The organism is Micromonospora sp. NPDC049891 (assembly GCF_040660295.1).
Classification (GTDB): Bacteria; Actinomycetota; Actinomycetes; order Mycobacteriales; family Micromonosporaceae; genus Micromonospora.
The window spans coordinates 318655-336951 of record NZ_JBFAML010000002.1; the positions used below are offsets into that span (position 1 = coordinate 318655).

Below are 18297 nucleotides of genomic sequence, written 5' to 3' on the forward strand. Positions count from 1 at the left end.
GGCCGAACGCGACGGTCGACGGTGGGTCGCCGTTGGTCAAGGGTGACCCACCGGGCGTGGCTGGCTCGTCGTGACGTCGAGCCGCGTCCGTTCGCCCGTCGCCGACCTGTAGTGCGGGGGATCGCCCGGTGCGACCGAGGTGTCGCGGCGGGCCTGAACTGAACCGGAGCCGGTGTGCGATGAACAATCTCGTCGAGGCCACCAGGGGTGACCATCGATCCGACGGGCGTTTCGTGCTGCTCGTGGTGGACGACGACGAGAGCGTCGGCGCCGGGTTGGTCGCCCAGTTGGCCGACCACCTGGTACGTGGCCACCACTTCGCGCACGCCGCCGAGGCGCTGCTGGCCGCCGGGGCGCTGCAACCGGACGCGGCAGTGGTCGCCGCCGGACTGTCCACCATGAGCTGCACCGAGTTGGTGCGGCTGCTCGCCCGCCGGGCGGGGATTCCCACGGTGGTCGGGGTTGGCGACGAGGACGGTGGCGTCGCCGCCGCCGCGCTCAAGGCCGGTGCCACCGCCTGCGTACGGCGTCCCTACCGGGCCGAGGAGGTGCTGCCCATCCTGCGCGCCATCCGCCCGGAAACCTCAGGCGCCCTCGACCCGCCCATCGAGCTGGGCGGGCTGCGGGTGGACCCGGCGACGTTCGAGGCGAGTCTGGACGGCCGGACCGTGGCCCTGCCGTTGAAGGAGTTCCGGCTGCTCTACTTCTTCATGAGCCACGCGGAGCGGACGGTCACCCGCGAGCAGCTGCTCGCCGCCGTCTGGGGCGGTATCTCCGACGACACGTCGAACACCCTGACCGTGCACATCAAGCGACTGCGGCGGAGGCTGGCACTGGACGGGGACCAGGCCCCGATGATCGTGACGGTACGCGGCCTGGGCTATCGGTTCGTGCCCGCCCAGGCCACGGCAACGCCATCGACGTCGTGAACGTTCCGGCGCTGCCGCCGTACCCGCCGTCGGCGGGTACGCCAGCGGAGGGGATGGTCCTGGTGGCGGTCCCGCTGGCGTACGTCCCGCACGTGGCCCGGTTGCTCGCCGACCTCGACGCCCGGCAGCGGGTGGGACCGGTGCCCCGGCGGCGGGCGGATCCGGCGTCCCGCCCCGCGGAGTCCGGCTGGACGGTCGAGGATCTACGCCGGCTCAGCCAGGGGCGCAGCGCCACCCACCGGACGGTCACCGCGGTGCTAGACGCGCTCGCCGCCGAGCCGGAGCGGCTGTTCACGGTGGGTGACCTGGCCGAGGCCACCGGACGTCCCCGCAAGAAGATCATCGGTGCGATGGCGGGGTTGACCCGGCTGCTGAAGGCCCACTACGACTACGCCGGCCGGGGATTTCCGTTCGACCGGGTGCCCGGACGGCCGGAGGCCCCTCGGGAGCTGTGCTACACGATGGACCGGGCGCGCGCCGCACGGTGGCGGGAGGCGCGGCAGCGAGGCCCGGAGGCGGCCGGGGAAGCGGGCGCGCGGCCAGACCCGTGACCAGTCGGCCGGCCCGGGCTCAGCTTCCGGCGACGCGCGCGGCGTCACCGCGTCGGTTGCCGGCGGCGACCTCCAGTCGGCGGACCTGTTCGATCACCGCCACCACGACTGCGTGCCCCTCCGGCGACAGGCGGGCGTCGACCAGCCGTAACGCCACCTGCCTGATGTACGGGTCGGCCAGCAGGTGCAGGAGGTCGTCGTCGGGCGGCTCCCGGTCGGTGGGTCGTCCGGTGAAGAACGAGGGTGGACGACCGAAGAAGGCGGCTATCGCCTCCACGACGGACCGTCGCGGGTCCGGTGCCCGGCCCTGGCGCAGGTTGTTGAGGTGGGTGTGGGAGATCCGGCAGCCGCGACGGGTCAACTCGCCGGCCACGTGGCGGACGCTGTACGGCTTGCCGGTCGGGTCCGGGGTGGTGCGGAACAGCCAGTCGAGACGCTCGGCGAAGGTCTCGCCGGGGTGGTCCGGCTCCTCAGGCATGGAGGCTCCTCGCACGGCGGAACACCAGATTTACACGAGGACTGGATACGGAATCCAGCATTGACAGGACTCCTTACTGTACGCGTACGATGGCATTCGTCTGGCAACCCCAGCGGCCGGCGGTTCCGGCCCGGCGGGTTGCCAACGTGGTCTTTCGGGCACGCACACGTGGTGGCGAACGGGGGCGCGACGTGTCGTGCGAGCCGCGCACGGCGGCCGAGAGACCGCCGGGCGGCGCTCGTCCCGCCGGCCTCGCTGATGGTCGGTCCCCGACGGGCCCGCCCGGGCACCGTACGGAGCCGTCCGGGCCGGCACCGGCCACCACGGGCGGGCGTTTGTCCGATGTCGGCGAGGGTATCCAGCGCGGCGCTGACGACAGGAGGGCGCCGTGCGGTTTCCGCTTTTCGTCGCCGCGGTGTCACGCCGTTCCGGGCTGGCGCCCGAACCCGCGGCCAGCGTCGCGCGTGCGGTGCTGCAGACCGTCGTGGAGCGGATGACCGGCTCCCCGCCGATCGACCCGACCGGGTATCTACCGAGCGAACTGACCGACGCCGTGTCGCCGGGCGGGCCGGCGGACTTCCTGCGCCGGGTCGGCGAACGGGCCGGGGTCGACGAGGGTACGGCGGCTGCCGGGGCCGCGGCCGTGTTCGCCACCCTGCGCGAGACGGTGACCGTCGGCGAGTTCCAGGAGATGGTGGCGCGGCTGCCGACCGCCGGCGGTGGCACCGACCCGATCGTGGGGTGAGCCGCGAGCGCCACGCGGCGCAGGTGGGCCCACTCCCTGCCGGTCGGGGGACAGGTGGCAGCGGATAGGCTGCCGCCGTGGCAGGTCTGTTCAGGAGTGTGGCGTCCCGGGTCGGCGCGGTGATCCCGAGGCCGCGGGCGGCCGGGCCGTCCCCGGCGAGGCTCGCGCGGCCGCGTCAGGTCAGCGCGTTGCAGCGCCGTGAGTTGTCGTACGCCCCGGAGCCCGACGGCCAGGCTGACCCAGGGGAGATCGTCTGGACCTGGGTGTCCTACGAGGACGACCCCCGGCAGGGAAAGGACCGGCCGGTCCTGGTGGTGGGCCGGCACAGCCGCACCCTGTTCGGGCTGATGCTCTCCAGCCAGGGTGACCGCCACGGCGACCGGCACTGGCTGGCCCTCGGGCCGGGCGAATGGGACCGTGACCGGCGTCCGAGCTGGGTGCGCCTGGATCGGGTGCTGACCATGCGGGAGGACAGCATCCGGCGGGAGGGCGCGGTGCTGGACCGGGCCCGGTTCGACCGGGTGGGTCAGGCCCTGCGCGCCGGCTACGGCTGGCGCTGACCGCCCGCCTCGCCCGGTTCGCTGCGGAGTCGGTGGTCTCAGCCTGACCGCTTCGCCGGGTCGACCGCGGCGTCGCGGGCGTCCGGCGCCGGGTACGGCTGCTCGGCGAGCAGCCGGGCGAGGTGGGCGCTGTTGAGCGCCAGCGCCTTCGTCGTCCGACCGGTGGTGTCGGGCTTGGGGCGCGCGTCGATGTAGTCGGTCTTGTGCAGCGCCTCGCCGACCCAGTAGGTCGCGCCGGCTGCCGGGCAGCTGAAGCCGACCTCGTTGAGCGCCTGCTGGACCTGGCCGATCGTGTGGTGCGCGCCGTCCTCGTTGCCGACCACCGCGACCGCGCCGATCTTGCCGTAGGTGAGCAGCCGTCCCTGCTCGTCGGTCTCGCTGAGTTCGGCGTCGAGGCGTTCCAGGACCATCTTGCACACGCTTGACGGCTGGCCGAGCCAGATGGGTGTGGCGATCACGAGGATCTGCGCGGAGAGCAGCTTCGCGCGGATCTGTGGCCAGCCGTCCCCGTCGCCTTCGTCGGTGGAGACACCGAAGCGGACATCGTGGTCCACCACCCGGATCAGCTCGCCCCCGACCCCCTGCTCGCCGAGGGCGTCGAGCACCTCCCGTCCCAGCACCTCCGAGCTGGACCGGGCGGGGGAGCGTTTGAGGGTGCAGTTGAGGACCAACGCCCGGATGTCCGCCATGATCTTCCCTCCGCCGTACCAACCTGATTCCGGCGGAGTACCCAGCTCTGGACCGGCGACGCGTGGGCCGGGGTCGCAACCGGGGTGGCGTCAGCACTCGGCGAGGTACGCGGTGTCGCGCAGTGCCCGGCCAGGTCGGCCGCTGCCGAGCGCCTTGGCCTCGTACATCGCCGCGTCGGCGCGGTTGAGCGCCTCGTTGAGCTGGCTGTCCTGCACGGGGGCCAGACCGACCGAGGCGGTCACCCGGAGCGTGACGGCGCCCATCGGGATCGGCGCGGCGAGCATGTCGTACAGCCGTCGGGTGGCGTGGTCGATCCACCGTCGATCGAGGGTCGGGCTGGCCAGCAACCCGGCGAACTCGTCGCCACCGAGGCGGGCCACCAGGTTGTCGCCGGCGAAGGTGGCGAGTCGCTGAGCGACGCTGACCAGCACCTGATCGCCCGCGGCATGCCCGTACCGGTCGTTGATCTGCTTGAAGTCGTCGAGGTCGAGCACCACGGCGATCAGGTGGTAGCCGGAGCGGTCGGTGAGCAGGGTCGCGGCAAGGCGGTAGAAGGCCCGCCGGTTGGGCAGCCCGGTGAGTGGGTCGTGGCTGGCGGCGTGCCGTTCGGCGGTGAGTTCGGCCTGGAGCCGCCCGATCTCCGCTTCGGCCCGCACCGCCCGGCGTCCCAACTGCCAGGAGGAGAGCAACGCTCCTGCGGCGCAGATGCCGGACGCGACGGTCAGCGGATCCGGCACCACGATCTCCCTTCTCCGCGACACACGCCCGGCGCCGATCGGCGGACGCTGCCAGACACCTCGTTTCCCCTGATGGTCGTCAGGTTCGCGGGACAGAACGTGAGCAGGTAGGCGTCACGCACGTGCGTTATCATCCCCGGTGTCCATTGCAGATGCAATAGCAGATGCACGTGCATAACGAGCCGACACCGTCCCTCAAGCCGCTACCGCTCCTCCCACGGCACCGGCGCCCATCGGAGAGAACAGAAGCCCTCATGCAGCAGCCGCCAAACGGTGTTCCCGTTAACCACTTGCCTCCCCTCGCCTGGCAGAAGAGCCGGCGCAGCAATCCCAGCGGAAACTGCGTCGAGCTGGCCGAACTGCCCGGTGGTGCGGGCATCGCCCTGCGTAACTCCCGGCATCCCGACGGACCCGCTCTGATCTACACGGTGGACGAGATCGCCGCGTTCGTGCTCGGTGCCCGGGACGGTGACTTCGATCATCTGATCGGCTGACCCCACATCCCATCGACGGGATTCGTCGAGCACGGGATGGGCGGTTCACCTCACTGACGGTTCATGGCATGCTTACACGTCGGTCGAGTCGGTCCACCGGTTCGGCCGCTGACGGCATGCGGAGGACGGTAGGTGACAATGGTTTCCGCCGAGGAGGGCCCGGCGGCCGGCCCGACCGTGCTGCGAATGCTGCTGGGTGCCCAGTTGCGGCGGCTGCGAGAGTCGCGGGGCGTGACCCGGGAGAGCGCCGGCTGGGAGATCCGATCCTCGGAATCGAAGATCAGCCGGATGGAGCTGGGCCGGGTCGGGTTCAAGGAGCGCGACGTCGCCGACCTGCTCACCCTCTACGGCGTCACCGCCGAGCAGGAGCGTGCGGCGATGCTCAAGCTGGCCCGGGACGCGAACAATCCGGGCTGGTGGCACCGGTACGGCGATGTCCTGCCCTCGTGGTTCCAGTCGTACCTCGGCCTGGAAGCCGCTGCCGCTCTCATCCGTAGCTACGAGGTCCAGTTCGTCCCGGGCCTGTTGCAGACCCCGGAGTACGCCCGAGCCGTGGTGCTGCTCGGTCACAGCACGGCAGGACCCGAGGAGATCGACCGTCGGGTGGATCTGCGGATGCGCCGACAGGAACTGCTGGCTCGGCCGCGCCCACCGCGCCTGTGGGCGGTCGTCGACGAGGCGGCGCTGCGCCGGCCGATCGGCGGCCCCGAGGTGATGCGGGGTCAACTGGAGGCACTGCTCAAGGCGACCCGTACGCCGAACGTCCGGCTCCAGGTGATCCCGTTCGCCGCCGGTGGGCACGCCGCCGCCGGGGGAGCCTTCACCATCCTGCGTTTCGGTGACCAGGACCTGCCCGACATCGTGTACATCGAGCAGTTGACAAGCGCCATCTACCTCGACAAGCGCGAGGATCTCGACTTCTACGCGGTGGCCATGGAGCGGCTCTGTGTCGAGGCCGAGCCGCCGGAGCGCACCCCGGAGATCCTCGAACGAATGATCGCCGACCTGGCCCCCCACTAACCACCCCCGCTCCCACCCCCACCCCCGCTCGCACCCGCCCCGCGCGTAACCGCCCGCGCGGGGCGCTGCCGTGCGCGTCGATCATGAAGTTGTTGTTGTCGGTAAGCGCTTGCCCCGGCAACAACTTCATGATCGACGCGTGGGTCGGGTGGGTGTGGGGTGGGGTGTTGACGGGGTGGGGGAGTGGGGGTTAGTGTCTGGATCGATCCAGTTGCTGGATCGATCCAGAAGGGTGGTGCGGGGTGAAGCCGACGTTGCGGGCGGTGGCTGAGGCGGTCGGGGTTTCGCGCAGTACGGTCTCCAACGCCTACGGGCGACCGGACCAGCTCTCACCCCAGTTACGGCAGCGCATCCTGGAGACCGCACGGCAGATGGGTTACCCGGGTCCCGACCCGACCGCTCGGTCGCTGCGGCGGGGTTTCGTCGGCGCCATCGGTGTGCTGTTCACCTCCCGACTGTCGTACGCGTTCACCGATCCCTTCGCCGTCCGGTTCCTCACCGGGGTGGCCGAGGCGGCCGAACGCCACGACAGCAACCTGCTGCTGGTGCCGCTGCCCGATGACGCGGCGGGCGCGCGCACGGCGGTGGAGAACGCCGCCGTTGACGGGTTCTGCGTCTACTGCGCCGGTGACGAGGAGGGAATCCTCGACACGATCCGCGGCCGTGGACTGCCGTTCGTCACCACCTCCTCGCGTCCCCGTGCCGACGACCTCTGGGTCGGCATCGACGAGCGGGCCGCCGCCCGGTCGGCCGCGGTGCACCTGACCGCCCTCGGCCACCGACGGGTCGCCCTGCTCGGCCACGATGTCCTGCCTGACGCACCGGCCGGGCAACTGCGGGTCGCCGACGTGGCCGACGTGCCGCATCCCACCACCCGTGACCGGCTGGCAGGCTTCGCCGACGCCTTCGCGGCGGCCGGCGTCGCCTGGGCCGACCTGACCGTGCTCACCGCCACCGACAACACCCGCGCCGCGGGTGCCGCCGCCGTCAAGGCGCTGCCGAACCTTCCCGAACCGCCCACCGCGGTGCTGGCCTGCTCCGACGTGCTCGCCCTCGGTGCGCTCGACGTGCTGCGCGGCGGTGGCGAGCGGGGCGTCTCCGTGACCGGCTTCGACGACATCGCCGAGGCCGAGGCGGCCGGCCTGACCACCATCCGCCAACCCGGCGAGGCGAAGGGCCGCAGCGCCGCCACGCTGTTGCTCGACCCGCCCGTGGACGCCGCCGCGGGCCAGATCCTGCTGCCCACCACGCTCGTCGTCCGGAGCAGCTCCGGACCGGCCCCGAGGAGTTGATCATGGAACAGCCCACCGGATTCGTCATGGCCGTCGACGCGGTCACCCGCCATGTCATGTCCGCCCGGCCGGACGCGCCGGTCCGACCCGACGTACCCCGACCGGCGCGGCTGGCGGTGACCCGCCGGCTCGCCGCCGGGGCGCTGCGCCGGCTCGCCGACCAGATCCAGCCCCGCCCGGTACCCGCCCCGCCCGCCTGCCGTACGTAGGGCGGGTGGCGATGTCCCAGCCCGCCGGAAGGCAGCCTGGGACATCGCCACCCGCCGGCTGCGCTCCCGTTCGCCCGCCGTACGACCGGTCCGAGACCTGGGTGGTGCGGCGGGTGGTGCAGCAGGCAGACTGGAGACCCATGTCGCCGTTCACCCCCAGCCTGCGGTTGCACGACCGCTACGTGCTGCACGACCGCATCGGCCTCGGCGGAATGTCCGAGGTGTGGCGCGCCGACGACGAGGTGCTCGGCCGGTCGGTCGCGGTGAAGGTCCTCGCCGGGACGTTCGCCGTCGACCCGGAGCTGCGGGCCACCCTCCGGCGGGAGGCCCGTGCCGCGGCGCGCCTGGCCCACCCGCACGTCACCCAGGTGTACGACTACGGCGAGGCGGCCCTGGCCGGCGGCAACGTCGTGCCGTACCTGGTGATGGAACTGGTCGACGGGCGGAATCTCGCCGACCGCCTGGCCGACGGCCCGCTGCCCTGGCGGCCGGCCCTGCGGATGGCCGCCGAGGTGGCCGCCGCCCTGGCCGCCGCGCACCGCCTGGGGGTGGTGCACCGCGACATCAAACCGGGCAACGTGATGCTCACCGACAACGGTGCCAAGGTGCTCGACTTCGGCATCGCCGCACTCGCCGGGGCACCGCCGCCCGGCGCCCGTCCGGCAGGCGGTGCCCTGATGGGTACGCCCGCGTACCTCGCGCCGGAGCGGTTGAGCGCCGACCCGCCGCATCCGGCCAGCGACGTCTACGCCCTCGGCGCACTGCTGTACCGCACCCTCACCGGTGACGTTCCGCTACCGGTGCGTAGTTGGCAGGACGCGGTGAGCGTGCACGCGAACCGTCCGGCCGTGGCGCCCCTGCGGGTGCCCGGGCTGCCGGCCGACCTTGCCGAGCTGGTGCTGGCGTGCCTCGATCCCGACCCTGACCGACGCCCCACGGCCGGGCGACTGGCCACCCGGTTCCGCGCCGCCGCCACCGAAACGGTGGGACCGTTCACAGTCGACCCAGCGGCCACCGGACCGGCCGCCACCGGAGGTGCTCAGCATCCGGCGGTGGACGCCACCCGGCCGCCGCCTCACCATCCGCCGACCCTGATCGAGCCGGCGGCCCGCGTCGCGGCCGTCACCCCCGTCGCCGGGCCACGGCCCGCGACGGGCGGACCACTGCGCGGCCGCCCCCGGCCGCTTCCCGGACGGCCGCCGGGCCGGCGGGGGCGTACCGGCCCGCCCGCGGGCGCGCTTGTCACGTTCGTACTGGTCCTGATCCTGGGTCTGGGCGCGGCGCTCGTCCTCGGCGACCGGGGCGACGGAGAGCCGACCGCCGCGCCCACCACGTCGGCGGCCGCCCCGCCGACGTCGTCCGCACCTGCCGCGTCACGACCCGCCGCCACCTCGCCGGCCGCCCGGCCGGAGCCGGTGAGTCTGCGACGTGCGGCTGTCGAACTCATCGCGTTGCTCACCGAGGCACAACTCACCGGAGAGATCGACCGCAAGGCCGCCGACCGGCTGCGCAAGGAGCTGACCGACCTTGCCGGTGGCAGGCCGAAGGACCAGGAGAAGCGACTCGAGGATCTGCGTGAGCGTCTCGACGACGAGGTGGAACGTGGTCGGATCCCCGCCGACTTCGCCGACCGGGTCGACGACGTGCTGGACCGGTTCGAGGCGACCCTGCCGGCGGACTGACCCGGTCCGATGTCGACGAGCGCCGCCCCGTGGCGGAGGTCAGGTCAGGGTCGCCTGGACGAACTCGTCGGGTGCGGTCCCGGCGCGGGCGAGCACCGAACCGTCCGGCGCCCAGATCGCCGACCGTCCGGCCGTCTCGGCGAAGCCGCCACCTGTGGCGCCGGCGAAGCTGGCGACCGCGACCACGACGCGGTGGGTGGTGGAGATCCGCGACGCCCGCTGGTCCGGCACGTGCGCCTCCGCCGCTGAGTCGACGATCGAGGCCGCGTACACGTCGACGCCGGCAGCGCAGGTGCGCGCCGCGTGTTCCACCACCCCGGTGTCCTTGCAGATCGCGAGGCCGAGGCGCCATCCGTCGACGTCCAGCACGGCCGGTGCCGGTCCCGGGCGGAACCGGCGAGCCTCGACGTCGCCGAGCCACATCTTGCGGTACGCCACCCGGGTCCCGGTGCCGTCCACCGCGAGGGTGGCGATGTGCTCGCCGGCCACCGGCGCACCGACAAGCGCCAATGTCCCCGTCGCCGCACACGCCGCGACCAGCGGTGCGAGCCGGGAATCCGCGGGGTCGACCGGCGGGGCGTCGAGTTCGTAACCGGTGAGCGACAACTCCGGGAAAACCACCACCCGGGCCGCCGCGGCACGGACCAACGCCGCGTGCGCGGCCACGTTCGCGTCGACGTCGTACGCCGTGCACCGGGACTGGGCAACGGCGATGCTCAGCGGAGGGCGTGACATCTGCGTAGCTTAGCGACCGGAAAAAGTCGACGCCGGTGCAGCGACTCTCAGGTGAGGTTCGTAGCGTGTGGGGCATGATGCATGTCCGGAACGCTTCGCCAGTGTTCGTCGGCCAGTCCGCTCCGCCCGAGGACGGCCTTGTCGGTTTCGTCACCGACCTGGTGGAGCGGCTCGGCGGTCCGGGTGCCGGGCTGGCTGTGGCACTGGAGAATCTGTTCCCACCGATTCCCAGCGAGGTGATCCTGCCGCTCGCCGGGTTCGTCGCGGCGCAGGGGCGGATGAGCGTCATCGGAGCCATCTTCTGGACGACGCTCGGTTCGTTGCTCGGTGCCCTGGCGCTCTACTGGGTCGGCGCCGCGCTGGGCCGGGAGCGGACGCGGGCCATCGCGGCCCGGCTGCCGCTGGTGAAGCTCAGCGACATCGACCGGACCGAGGAGTGGTTCCTGCGGCACGGCGTCAAGGCCGTCTTCTTCGGACGGATGATCCCGATCTTCCGAAGCATGATCTCCATTCCGGCCGGGGTGGAACGCATGCCGCTGCTCACCTTCGCGGTCTACACCACGCTGGGCAGCCTGATCTGGAACACCACATTCGTGATGGCGGGCTTCCTGCTCGGTGACAACTGGCACCTGGTCGAGGGGTACGCCGGTATCCTGCAGAACCTGGTGATCGTCGCCACGGTGCTGGCTCTGGTCTGGTTCGTCGTCACCCGGTTGCGCCGTTCCCGCCGAGCCGGCGGCCTGCGGTCGAACGACAGCGGGGCCGGCCTGACCGATTCGACGCCCACCGCGGTGCCCGATCCTGACGGGCGGGGCACCATCTACCGCAGCGTCTGGTCGGACGGTCACCATCGGACCGACCAGGACCACAACCGCTGAACGTCCCCTGCTGGTGCGAGCCGGTCAGCCGGCCGACGTCGTGCCGGCCGCGCTGAGGAGGGTCGAGATGGTGGAGGGGCGAGGCGCCTGGGCAGACGCGGTCGGCGTGGTGGAGTTGCCCGGCGGCGTGCGGATGCGGGGCCGCCGGATCGGTGACCCGCCCACACCGGCCGACTTCAGCCTGCTGCTCGCACCTGGTCCGGTCCCCGGTTGGGCGTACCGGCGGGTCCGCTGGCCGGATTTCTGGGTTCCGCTGGACCGGGCGGACGCGCTGGACGCCTTCCATGAGGCGCTGCGCCGTGGATACGCCGGCGAGCGGGTGGAGGTGGCCTGTCGGGGTGGCACGGGGCGGACCGGCACCGCGTTGGCGGCGCTCGCCATCCTCGACGGGTTGCCCGCTGAGCGGGCGGTCGACTGGGTACGCGCCGCCTACCGGCCGGGTGCCGTGGAGACCCCTTGGCAGCGCCGCTGGCTACGCCGCCTGGCACCGTCACCGGTACAGGAGGGTTGACGCACGGCCAGCGCGTCCGGTGGTCAGGCCACGGGCGACCGGAGCCGGCACGCGGGCGCGTACCGGCTCCGGCGGTGCTCAGCCGGTGACGTAGTCGCGCAGGTGGTGAGCGGTGAGCGTGTCACCATGCGCCACCAGGTCGGCCGGGGTGCCGGTGAACACGATCCGTCCGCCGTCGTGACCGGCGCCGGGGCCGAGGTCGATCAGCCAGTCCGCGTGGGCCATCACCGCCTGGTGGTGTTCGATGACGATCACCGTGTTGCCGGCGTCCACGAGCCGGTCGAGCAGCGCGAGCAACTTGTCGACGTCGGCCAGATGCAGTCCGGTGGTCGGCTCGTCCAGCACGTAGGTGCCGGCCCGGTCCGCCATGTGGATGGCCAGCTTGAGTCGTTGTCGCTCGCCGCCGGAGAGCGTGGTCAGCGGCTGGCCGAGGGTGAGGTAGCTCAGCCCGACGTCGGCCATCCGGTCGAGGATGACCCGGGCCGGGCCGCTGGGAAAGAAGTCCCGGGCCTCGGCCACCGACATGCCGAGCACCTCGCTGATGTTGCGGCCACGCAGCCGGTAGGTGAGCACCTCGTCGGTGAACCGGCGACCCTCGCACTGCTCGCAGACGGAGGCGACGCCGGCCATCATCGCCAGGTCGGTGTAGACCAGCCCGATGCCCTTGCAGGTGGGGCAGGCGCCCTCGGAGTTGGCGCTGAACAGGGCGGCCTTGACCCCGTTGGCCTTGGCGAAGGCGGTGCGTACCGGGTCGAGCAGGCCGGTGTAGGTGGCCGGGTTGCTGCGCCGGGAGCCACGGATCGGGGCCTGGTCGACGACCACCACACCGTCGCGGCGGTGCAGCGAGCCGTGCACCAGGGAACTCTTGCCGGAGCCGGCCACCCCGGTGACCACTGTCAACACCCCGAGCGGGATGTCCACACTGACGTCGCGCAGGTTGTGCAGGTCGGCGTGCCGGATCGCGAGGTGACCCCGGGGCGTGCGGACCGGTTCCCGCAGCCGTACCCGGTGGTCCAGGTGGCGGCCGGTGAGCGTGTCGGAGCGCCGCAGGCCGGCCACGTCCCCGGTGAAGCAGATCCGACCACCGTCGGCGCCGGCGCCGGGGCCGAGATCGACCACGTGGTCGGCCACCGCGATGGTCTCCGGTTTGTGCTCGACCACGAGCACCGTGTTGCCCTTGTCCCGCAGTCGCAACAGCAGGTCGTTCATCCGGGCGATGTCGTGCGGGTGCAGGCCGACCGTGGGTTCGTCGAAGACGTACGTGACGTCGGAGAGGCTGGAACCGAGGTGCCGGACCATCTTGACCCGTTGCGCCTCACCGCCGGAGAGGGTGGCCGACTCGCGATCGAGGCTGAGGTACCCGAGACCGATCTCGACGAGCGAGTCCAGCAGCTCCCGCAGGTTACCGGTCAGCGGGGCGACCGACGGGTCGTCGATTGCCCGGATGAACTCGGCCAGGTCGCTGATCTGCATGGCGGCGCACTCGGCGATGTTGCGGCCGGCGATGCGGGAGGACAGCGCCGCCGCGTTGAGCCGGGCGCCGCCGCAGTCGGCGCAGCTGGTGAAGGTGACCGCCCGGTCGACGAAGGCCCGGATGTGCGGCTGCATGGACTCCCGGTCCTTGGCCAGGTAGAGCCGGCGCACCTTGACGATCAGACCCTCGTAGGTCAGGTTGGTGCCACCCACCTTGATCTTCGTGGCGGGCTTGTGCAGGAAGTCCTCCCACTGCTGCCGGGTGTAGTCCTGGAGCTTGACGTCCGGGTCGAACAGGCCCGAGCCGACGATGGTCTGCCAGTACCACGTGTCGACGGCGAAGTTCGGCACGGTGATCGCGCCGTCGTTAAGCGATTTCTCCACGTCGACAAGTTCGTTGACGTCGAGATCGGAGACCCGGCCCAGGCCCTCGCAGGTGGGGCACATGCCCTCGGCCAGGTTGAAGCTGAAGGCACCGGCCCCGCCGACGTGCGGGTCACCCAGCCGGCTGAACACGATGCGCAGCATCGCGTACGCGTCGGTGGCGGTGCCGACGGTGGAGCGTGAGTTGGCGCCCATCCGCTCCTGGTCGACCACGATGGCCGGGGTGAGATTGCGCAGCGAGTCCACGTCGGGCCGGGAGAGGCTGGGCATGAACGACTGGAGGAAGGCGCTGTAGGTCTCGTTGATCAGCCGCTGGGACTCCGCGGCGATGGTGCCGAAGACCAGTGAGGACTTGCCGGACCCGGAGACACCGGTGAAGACGGTGAGCCGGCGCTTGGGAATGCCGACCGAGACCGCCGCTAGGTTGTTCTCCCGCGCTCCGCGTACCTCGATGACGTCGTGGTTGTCGGCGGCGGACCGTGCTGGCTGCTGCATGCGAACCCTTTGCGAGATCGTGGACGGACTTCCGCCCGGAACTGGCTTCCGATGGCCTGGCCGGATTCAATTGTCCCATTAACCTGCATGTGGAGACTTTTGCGAGAAGTGCAGCGCAGGTGCCGACCGATACATGCCCGAAAGTCTCAAACCGACGTGAGAGGCTAGGCTGAGCTGGTGGTGGGTCGTCGCAGTACCGAGAGGCTGCGGGCGGTGGATCTCGCCGCGACGGCGGGCGTCTCCGTTCAGCAGGTGCGCAACTACGTCGACCTTGGCGTGCTGCCCCAGGTTGAGCGCACACCGAGCGGATACCGGATCTTCACCGACGCGCACGCGCGGGCGCTGACAGTGGCCCGGGCGGTGGCCGACGGGCACGGCTGGACGCGTACCCGCGAGATCATGGCGGCGATCCACCGGGACGACCTGCCGACCGCGCTGGCGTCGCTGGACGCCGGACACGCCGAGCTGGACCGCGAACGGGCCGAGATCCGGATGGTGCTCGGCGCCTTCGAGACAGTGGTCACCAGCCCGCGTCCGCGTACGGCCGCACCCCGCCGGGCCGTCCGGGTCGGCGTCGTCGCCGACCTGGTCGGGGTACGCACCTCGCAACTGCGCTCGTGGGAGGCCCGCGGTCTGCTGCGCCCGGTCCGCGAGGCGGGCACCGGCTACCGGGTGTACGACGAGGCCGAGCTGCGGGCCGCCCAGGTGGTGGCGCTGCTGCGCCGGGGCGCGTACCCGTTCGAGATCATCACAGCGGTGCTCGACGAGATGCGGACCACCGGGAGCCCGCAGCGGGTCCGCGCCGAGCTGGCCCGCCGGGAGCAGGAACTGCACCGTCGCAGCCTGCGTCGGCTGGCCGCCTCGGCGACACTGCACGACTATCTACGCCACCTTGCCGACTGACCTCCGGGCGGCCTCGGCCGGCGACACCACGGCTCCCCGTTCGGTGACTCAGCGCAGCACCAGCAGGTCGAGACAGTCGACGATCGGCCCGTCGGTGGTGCCGACTGCCGCCCGCAACCGGGCCATGCCCGCCGCGTACTCGGCCTCCGTGATCAGCTGTAGCGGGGTGTGCGCCCGCCGGTCCATCCGGTCGGCGTACTCGGCCAGGGAGCCGGCGACGGTCTGGGCGACCGGCTCCACGGTGCTCACCGGAAATCCGGCCCGGGCGAAGGTGGCCCGGACGGCGGCCAGCCCGGGATAGGTGTCGAGGACCCGCAACGCCTCGGGAAACCAGCCGAAGAGCGCGATCCGCTGATGCCGCCCCGGAAAGGGTGACCGGATCAGCACCGGGGCACCGGGCCGCAGCACCCGACGCAGTTCATGCGCCATGCCGTCCAGATCGTCGACGTGGTGGATCATCGTCGACAACCAGGCACCGTCAAGGCTGGACGTGGCCAGCGGCAGCGCGGCGGCGTGCCCGCCGAGCAGCGGCCGGTACGCGCAGCGGGACCGCATCGCCGGGGCCGGCTCCACCGCGAGCACCCGCACCCCGTACCAGTCGGCGAACGCGCCGGCCCAGATCCCGGTGCCGGCGCCCAGGTCCAGCAGAGTTGAGCCGGGGCGTGGCCGCAGATGGTGCGCTACGGCCTGCCGCCACCGGACGAGCCCGTCCCGTCCCGGCTCGCGGCCGGCGGCGAAGGCAGCGGCGGCGGTGTCGTCGTACGGAATCAGAGCCACGGCCACCACCTCGGATTCGCCGCCGGAGGTCCGGCCGAGCGGTAGTAGAGGTTGTAGTCGGAGCACGACAACCGGTCAACAGAATGTGGTCGATCACGCACTGCCGGTGGGTGACGGCAGCTCGCCAACACCCACCGGCGGGTTTGTGCGGTCAGTTCGCCGAGCAGGGCCTGGCCAGGTTGACCAGATCGGCGGGTCGGTTGCCGTCGACCCGGCCGATCGCGGTGGCGATGCGGTTGATCGCCGCGACACGCCGGTCCTCCAGCGGGCCGATGATGGCGTTGCGCACGAAGTTCGGGCCACCCTGGGGGTTGGCGGCCTGCTGGGCGAGGCGGGCGTTGGCCTCGGCGATCTGGCTGTCCAGGTTGGCGAGTTCCCGCTGCACCTCCGCCGCGGCCTGGCCCGGCACCGCCGGGAGCCGATCGGCCACCGTGGGGCAGCTCACCCGCTGGGCCACGCCGGCACCCGCGTTGCCGTTCCCGGCGTTGCCGTTCCCGGCGGTGCCGTTGCCGGCGGTGCCGTTGCCGGCGTTGCCGTTTCCTGCCGTGCCGTTGACGGCGCTGGGTACGCCTGCGGTGTTGAGGCCGCAGGTGGCGAGGCTGGCGAGGTCGGGGCGTTGGCCGCCGGCGCGGTTGATGTTGATGCCGATGCGGTCGAGTGCGGCGGTGCGCTTGCTGGCCAGGGGGCCCAGGATGGCGTTCTGGATGAAGTTGGCGCCGCCCTGGGGGTTGGCGGCCTGCTGGGCGAGGCGGGCGTTGGCCTCGGCGATCTGCTTGTCGAGGTTTGCCAGTTCCTGTTCGACTCCGGCCACGGCGGCGGCGGGCACATTGGACAGCTTGTCCCGTACCGTCGGGCAGTTCGCCGTCTGCGGCCCGGCAGCGTCGTCGGCGGACGCCAGCGTCAAGCCGCCGCCCAGGAGCACCACCGCCAGGACACCGACGCCGCCAAGCTTCAAAGCAGCGTGCTTCTGGTGCTTCTGCGTACGCCTGACCATGCTCTTCTCCTCATGATTGACCGCCCGACGGGACGGCCCCTCGGGGCCCGTCGGCTGATGCGCAATGGGGTGCCCGGAAGGCCATCGACAGCGGCGGCCGGCCCCGCCCCGCATGCCGAGGACCTTCACGGGTGACGTCGGACCGAGCTGCGGGAGCGCTCCCGCCGCAGGTCCGGGCGTTTCATGTGTTCGGTCGTGGATACGGGGGGTGCGGGCGATCGGTTCAACAATTCCCAGCGAAGATCGCAGGCTTCGCCCGGCCGGTCCCGGCCGGGCGGGGGGTGGGCGTCACCGGGGATCCTGCCGTTAGTCTGCGTGTTCATGAGAGTCCGGGCCCTGGCCGTCGGCTGCGTCGTCCTCGTCGCAGTGACGATTCCCGCGACTCCTGGTGCCGCTGCGATCACTGTTGGTTCCGGACGGGTCGCCGCGGTCGCCCTCCCGACCCCCGCCCCCACGCCGCCGCCCGCGCCGGGCTCTGTCGCGCCAGCCCCGACGGCGGTGCCCTGCCCGAAGGCGGTGGCGCCGAAGGTGGTCCGGTCGCCGAAGCCGACACCGCCACCCTCGGTTCCGGAGCATCGGGTGGTCGGCGGAGACGTGCTCGCCACCCCCGGGTTGATCGTGCCGCCGGGAGTGCCGACGCCGCCGAAGGTGACGGCGACGTCATGGCTGGTGGCCGACCTGGACACCGGTGAGGTGCTGGGTGGCTGTGGTCCACACGAGTACGCGACCCCGGCCAGCGTGCAGAAACTGCTGCTGGCCGCGACCATGCTGCCGAGACTCGATCCGGCCCGGGTCGTCACGGTCACCCGGGAGGATCTGGACATCGCCCCGGGCAGTTCGGCGGTCGGCCTGTTGCCGGGCGGCCGGTACCGGGTGGAGACGCTCTGGCTGGGACTGCTGCTGCAGTCCGGCAACGAGGCGGCGAACGCACTGGCCCGCCTCGGCGGTGGCGCCGAGGGCGTGGCCGGCGGAGTGCGGGCCATGAACGAGCAGGCCCGGCGACTCGGCGCCCAGCAGACCCACGCGGTCACCCCGTCCGGGCTGGACGCTCCCGGACAGTTCACAAGCGCGTACGACCTGGCCCTGATCGCTCGGGCCTGCTTCGCCGACCCGGCGTTCCGCAGGTACGTGCTCACGGAGCGCACCCGAATCCCGGCGCAGAAGGCGTTGCGGGCCAAGGGCTTCGAGATTCAGAACGAGAACCAACTGGTGTACCGCTATCCGGGTGCGCTCGGCGGCAAGACCGGCTTCACCGACTACGCGCGGCACACCTACGTCGGTGCCGCTGAGCGGGGCGGTCGCCGACTGGTCGTCACGCTGCTCGGTGCCGAGCCACGGCCTCGACGTGGCTGGGAACAGGGCGCCGCGCTGCTCGACTGGGGCTTCGCGCTGCCGCGGCAGATGAGCGTCGGCCGGCTGGTGGAACCGGGGGAGTTGGACGCCGAACCGCCACCGGCGGTGCCTGGGCCCGCCGACGCGGCACCGTCGGCCGGCCCCGCCTCGACCGCCGACGGTCCCGGTGCGGGCATGTTCGTGGCGCTGGCCGTCGGTGCGGTCGCGATCGCGTTGGCTGTCCTCGCCGGACGACGGTCCCGCTCCGCTGTCACCGATCTTCCCGAATAGATCGGGCGCGACGTCGCCCTCGTGCGGCGTCGCGAGCCGAGATCCGCGCTGGCCGGTCGCGGCTGAACCCACGTGCTGGTCGATTCGCCGGACTCGCCGGAATTCACCCGATAGTGTCGCTGATTGTGAGAGTTTCC

Annotated in this window: 20 protein-coding genes; 13 read left to right on the forward strand and 7 right to left on the reverse strand. The window is 72.0% G+C overall.

Annotated features, from left to right (window positions below; all coding sequences use genetic code 11):
- Nucleotides 1-179 precede the first annotated feature (179 nt).
- Nucleotides 180-929 (forward strand): response regulator transcription factor, encoded by a 750-nt coding sequence (locus AB0I71_RS04715; RefSeq protein ID WP_357581887.1) that lies wholly within the window; start codon nucleotides 180-182, stop codon nucleotides 927-929.
- The gene (locus AB0I71_RS04720) at nucleotides 926-1480 is read left to right on the forward strand and encodes a hypothetical protein (RefSeq protein ID WP_357581888.1); all 555 of its coding nucleotides are present in this window, start codon (nucleotides 926-928) and stop codon (nucleotides 1478-1480) included. Before AB0I71_RS04715 ends, AB0I71_RS04720 begins: the two co-directional genes overlap by 4 nt.
- Nucleotides 1481-1499: 19 nt before the next feature.
- Here AB0I71_RS04720 and AB0I71_RS04725 read toward each other — a convergent pair whose 3' ends face one another.
- Nucleotides 1500-1958, reverse strand: a complete 459-nt coding sequence (locus AB0I71_RS04725) for a hypothetical protein (protein WP_357581889.1) — start codon at nucleotides 1956-1958, stop codon at nucleotides 1500-1502.
- A gap of 388 nt (nucleotides 1959-2346) precedes the next feature.
- Between AB0I71_RS04725 and AB0I71_RS04730 the strand changes: the two genes are divergently transcribed.
- Nucleotides 2347-2703, forward strand: coding sequence for a DUF2267 domain-containing protein (locus AB0I71_RS04730; RefSeq protein ID WP_357581890.1), 357 nt, complete (start codon nucleotides 2347-2349; stop codon nucleotides 2701-2703).
- A gap of 77 nt (nucleotides 2704-2780) precedes the next feature.
- Nucleotides 2781-3263, forward strand: a complete 483-nt coding sequence (locus AB0I71_RS04735; protein WP_357581891.1) for a type II toxin-antitoxin system PemK/MazF family toxin — start codon at nucleotides 2781-2783, stop codon at nucleotides 3261-3263.
- 38 nt (nucleotides 3264-3301) lie between these two features.
- Here AB0I71_RS04735 and AB0I71_RS04740 read toward each other — a convergent pair whose 3' ends face one another.
- Nucleotides 3302-3952, reverse strand: coding sequence for an NAD(P)H-dependent oxidoreductase (locus AB0I71_RS04740; RefSeq protein WP_357581892.1), 651 nt, complete (start codon nucleotides 3950-3952; stop codon nucleotides 3302-3304).
- Between the two features lie 90 nt (nucleotides 3953-4042).
- Complete coding sequence (locus tag AB0I71_RS04745) at nucleotides 4043-4690, reverse strand: GGDEF domain-containing protein (protein ID WP_357581893.1); 648 nt, start codon at nucleotides 4688-4690, stop codon at nucleotides 4043-4045.
- 254 nt (nucleotides 4691-4944) lie between these two features.
- On the opposite strand from AB0I71_RS04745, the gene AB0I71_RS04750 reads away from it, so the two are divergent.
- The 5 genes from AB0I71_RS04750 (at nucleotide 4945) to AB0I71_RS04770 (ending at nucleotide 9387) form a co-directional block, all read left to right on the forward strand.
- Nucleotides 4945-5184 carry a DUF397 domain-containing protein gene (locus tag AB0I71_RS04750; RefSeq protein WP_204001349.1) on the forward strand — a complete coding sequence of 80 codons (240 nt, stop codon included), beginning with the start codon at nucleotides 4945-4947 and terminating at the stop codon, nucleotides 5182-5184.
- 132 nt (nucleotides 5185-5316) lie between these two features.
- On the forward strand, nucleotides 5317-6204 hold the full coding sequence (locus AB0I71_RS04755) for a helix-turn-helix transcriptional regulator (RefSeq protein ID WP_357581894.1): 888 nt from the start codon (nucleotides 5317-5319) through the stop codon (nucleotides 6202-6204).
- Nucleotides 6205-6446: 242 nt separating this feature from the next.
- Nucleotides 6447-7496, forward strand: coding sequence for a LacI family DNA-binding transcriptional regulator (locus AB0I71_RS04760; RefSeq protein WP_357581895.1), 1050 nt, complete (start codon nucleotides 6447-6449; stop codon nucleotides 7494-7496).
- A 2-nt stretch (nucleotides 7497-7498) separates the two neighbouring features.
- On the forward strand, nucleotides 7499-7705 hold the full coding sequence (locus AB0I71_RS04765) for a hypothetical protein (RefSeq protein WP_357581896.1): 207 nt from the start codon (nucleotides 7499-7501) through the stop codon (nucleotides 7703-7705).
- Nucleotides 7706-7845: 140 nt separating this feature from the next.
- Nucleotides 7846-9387, forward strand: coding sequence for a serine/threonine-protein kinase (locus AB0I71_RS04770; RefSeq protein WP_357581897.1), 1542 nt, complete (start codon nucleotides 7846-7848; stop codon nucleotides 9385-9387).
- Nucleotides 9388-9426: 39 nt separating this feature from the next.
- Here AB0I71_RS04770 and AB0I71_RS04775 read toward each other — a convergent pair whose 3' ends face one another.
- A complete protein-coding gene (locus AB0I71_RS04775; RefSeq protein ID WP_357581898.1) occupies nucleotides 9427-10122 on the reverse strand; it encodes a carbon-nitrogen hydrolase family protein in 696 nt (231 codons plus the stop codon).
- 77 nt (nucleotides 10123-10199) lie between these two features.
- On the opposite strand from AB0I71_RS04775, the gene AB0I71_RS04780 reads away from it, so the two are divergent.
- Complete coding sequence (locus tag AB0I71_RS04780; RefSeq protein WP_357582013.1) at nucleotides 10200-11000, forward strand: DedA family protein; 801 nt, start codon at nucleotides 10200-10202, stop codon at nucleotides 10998-11000.
- Nucleotides 11001-11067: 67 nt separating this feature from the next.
- Nucleotides 11068-11511, forward strand: a complete 444-nt coding sequence (locus tag AB0I71_RS04785; RefSeq protein ID WP_357581899.1) for a protein-tyrosine phosphatase family protein — start codon at nucleotides 11068-11070, stop codon at nucleotides 11509-11511.
- A gap of 78 nt (nucleotides 11512-11589) precedes the next feature.
- On the opposite strand, the gene AB0I71_RS04790 is transcribed toward AB0I71_RS04785, so the two are convergent.
- Nucleotides 11590-13863: an excinuclease ABC subunit UvrA gene (locus AB0I71_RS04790; RefSeq protein ID WP_357581900.1), complete on the reverse strand. Its 2274-nt coding sequence runs from the start codon at nucleotides 13861-13863 to the stop codon at nucleotides 11590-11592.
- Nucleotides 13864-14040: 177 nt separating this feature from the next.
- Between AB0I71_RS04790 and AB0I71_RS04795 the strand changes: the two genes are divergently transcribed.
- Nucleotides 14041-14766 carry a MerR family transcriptional regulator gene (locus tag AB0I71_RS04795; protein ID WP_357581901.1) on the forward strand — a complete coding sequence of 242 codons (726 nt, stop codon included), beginning with the start codon at nucleotides 14041-14043 and terminating at the stop codon, nucleotides 14764-14766.
- A 48-nt stretch (nucleotides 14767-14814) separates the two neighbouring features.
- Here AB0I71_RS04795 and AB0I71_RS04800 read toward each other — a convergent pair whose 3' ends face one another.
- Together AB0I71_RS04800 and AB0I71_RS04805 are read right to left on the reverse strand one after the other, a co-directional pair.
- The gene (locus tag AB0I71_RS04800) at nucleotides 14815-15543 is read right to left on the reverse strand and encodes a methyltransferase domain-containing protein (RefSeq protein WP_357581902.1); all 729 of its coding nucleotides are present in this window, start codon (nucleotides 15541-15543) and stop codon (nucleotides 14815-14817) included.
- 151 nt (nucleotides 15544-15694) lie between these two features.
- Nucleotides 15695-16537 (reverse strand): hypothetical protein, encoded by an 843-nt coding sequence (locus tag AB0I71_RS04805; protein WP_357581903.1) that lies wholly within the window; start codon nucleotides 16535-16537, stop codon nucleotides 15695-15697.
- A gap of 321 nt (nucleotides 16538-16858) precedes the next feature.
- Here AB0I71_RS04805 and AB0I71_RS04810 point away from each other — a divergent pair, with 321 nt between their 5' ends.
- Nucleotides 16859-18160 (forward strand): serine hydrolase, encoded by a 1302-nt coding sequence (locus tag AB0I71_RS04810; protein WP_357581904.1) that lies wholly within the window; start codon nucleotides 16859-16861, stop codon nucleotides 18158-18160.
- The last annotated feature ends 137 nt before the right edge of the window (nucleotides 18161-18297 follow it).

Excerpts from the sequence above, each read along its gene's own strand:
- AB0I71_RS04715 (WP_357581887.1), top strand. The coding sequence starts at position 180 with ATGAACAATCTCGTCGAGGCCACCAGGGGTGACCATCGATCCGACGGG.
- AB0I71_RS04725 (WP_357581889.1), bottom strand. The coding sequence starts at position 1,958 with ATGCCTGAGGAGCCGGACCACCCCGGCGAGACCTTCGCCGAGCGTCTC.
- AB0I71_RS04740 (WP_357581892.1), bottom strand. The coding sequence starts at position 3,952 with ATGGCGGACATCCGGGCGTTGGTCCTCAACTGCACCCTCAAACGCTCC.
- AB0I71_RS04750 (WP_204001349.1), top strand. The coding sequence starts at position 4,945 with ATGCAGCAGCCGCCAAACGGTGTTCCCGTTAACCACTTGCCTCCCCTC.
- AB0I71_RS04765 (WP_357581896.1), top strand. The coding sequence starts at position 7,499 with ATGGAACAGCCCACCGGATTCGTCATGGCCGTCGACGCGGTCACCCGC.
- AB0I71_RS04770 (WP_357581897.1), top strand. The coding sequence starts at position 7,846 with ATGTCGCCGTTCACCCCCAGCCTGCGGTTGCACGACCGCTACGTGCTG.
- AB0I71_RS04775 (WP_357581898.1), bottom strand. The coding sequence starts at position 10,122 with ATGTCACGCCCTCCGCTGAGCATCGCCGTTGCCCAGTCCCGGTGCACG.
- AB0I71_RS04780 (WP_357582013.1), top strand. The coding sequence starts at position 10,200 with ATGCATGTCCGGAACGCTTCGCCAGTGTTCGTCGGCCAGTCCGCTCCG.
- AB0I71_RS04785 (WP_357581899.1), top strand. The coding sequence starts at position 11,068 with ATGGTGGAGGGGCGAGGCGCCTGGGCAGACGCGGTCGGCGTGGTGGAG.
- AB0I71_RS04790 (WP_357581900.1), bottom strand. The coding sequence starts at position 13,863 with ATGCAGCAGCCAGCACGGTCCGCCGCCGACAACCACGACGTCATCGAG.
- AB0I71_RS04805 (WP_357581903.1), bottom strand. The coding sequence starts at position 16,537 with ATGGTCAGGCGTACGCAGAAGCACCAGAAGCACGCTGCTTTGAAGCTT.
- AB0I71_RS04810 (WP_357581904.1), top strand. The coding sequence starts at position 16,859 with ATGAGAGTCCGGGCCCTGGCCGTCGGCTGCGTCGTCCTCGTCGCAGTG.